A 1,685-nucleotide genomic window follows, 5' to 3' on the forward strand; every position below is an offset into this window, starting at 1 on the left:
ATAAACGTCCTGCCTGACCGGCTACTGCTGTTCAGCGGCGCTGACGGCGATCATCAGGTGGGGGAGTTTCAAGTGACCATACCCGGGGGATTTTGACCGACCCACGGGGACTATATTGCCTCCAGCAGTGTCGGCCGCCTCACCAAAGATGAAGCGCGAGTAGAAAATGATCGGCCAGTGGCAAAGATAGAGTGAATACGAGATTGTTCCGATGGCGGTTAGCGCCTGAGAGCGTAGAGCGCGAGAAACGAAGGTTGTATCTCCGGTCCAAATCACAGCAGCAGCGCCAAGGCATGGGATCACAACGAGCAATTCTTGCCGTGACGTGTCTGGCTGCAACAACAGGGCACTGGACAAGATCACAGCGAAGCCAGCCGCCGAAAGCAATTCACGGACCGATTGGCGGCGTGGCGTTTGACCGGCGAAAAGCACCAAGGCGCCACAACCGAACTCGAACATGCGAAACGGCATCAAGAAGAAAACGGCAGAGCTGTCGATGGGGCCAACCCATATCGTGGCCAAGAAGGATGCAAGCGACAACAGGACGATTGCCGATCTTATGCATCCAACGCGCGCCGCGGCGATCAGGAGTGCGGGCCAAATAAGATAGAACTGCTCTTCAAGCGACAGCGACCAACAGTGAAGCAGAGCGAGTTCGTCCGACTTCGCTGCGAAGTAATGGCTTGCTTCTCTCCAATATTGGATGTTTGCGATCGACAGCAGCGCATGCGTGCACTCCTTCGCAATATCGAGAAACAGTAGAGGCGCCGTCCATAACGCGCCCGACAGGTACGTCATAAGCACCGTGAAGATCAGGGCTGGATAGATGCGCCTCGTTCGTCGCAAGTAGAACGCGCTGAAGGAGAAGCGACCGCCAGCGTCGTCCACGAGGATATTGCGAGTGATCAAGTAGCCGGAGATGACGAAAAAGACGTCGACTCCGACGAAGCCGCCCTGAAAGCCCGGTACTTTCAAGTGAAACAGCAGAACGCTCAGGACAGCAATCGCTCGAAGTTGAACGATTTCCCTGCGAAAGCTCGTCCCCTCCGAACCTATCATCTCCAATGAGGCCACCAGAAGCCGCAACGTTTCCAAATATTTCTACTGGATTGCAGTCTATTACCTGAGAGGATTTCAGGGTGTAAACCTCAATTTTGGCTTCTAATAAAGGTAGCCGTCCTACCCGCCGAACAGCGATCTAGACGAACAGCTAGGGCCAATCCCGCTATTGGGGTCTAACTCTAGGGGAAAAAGGCAAAAGACAGATGCACGAGGGAGTGGACAGGGCGCTAGGCCCCGCCCTTTCTTAGGTTCTCGCTTCGCCACAGCGGTTGGAGGTTGCTGAAGTGGCATAGCGCGATCAATTCGCTTAGTTTTCGCGCCGACGAAAGCGGCCTGATATGATCGACTTCCCATTGCCGATACCTCTCCCAACGCATTCCCGTACGAAACTGACCAGCGATATGATCGCGTGATTCGGTATGGTCGCAGCCGACCGCATAAGCGGGGCTGACGCGGCCCCTCAGAGCCATGCCAGTCCGTCTCAGCGTATTGCGGTACATCCTGAACGACGGATAGAGCTGGCCCCGCAAATTCGGACAGTAGCTTGAGTGGATTTTCTGCCTGACAGCGGCGAGGATTCTTGCTGCGAATCAGGAGCGAAGATGACGAAGAAGAGCCGCCGG

Annotated in this window: 1 protein-coding gene; it reads right to left on the minus strand. The window is 55.4% G+C overall.

Annotated elements, in window-relative coordinates:
- Nucleotides 1–21: 21 nt before the first annotated feature.
- Nucleotides 22–1,086 (minus strand): acyltransferase, encoded by a 1,065-nt coding sequence (locus QJT78_RS50930; protein ID WP_281460866.1) that lies wholly within the window; start codon nt 1,084–1,086, stop codon nt 22–24.
- Nucleotides 1,087–1,685 lie beyond the last annotated feature (599 nt).

This window comes from Bradyrhizobium sp. Mp27 (assembly GCF_029953005.1).
Taxonomy (GTDB): Bacteria; Pseudomonadota; Alphaproteobacteria; order Rhizobiales; family Xanthobacteraceae; genus Bradyrhizobium; species Bradyrhizobium barranii.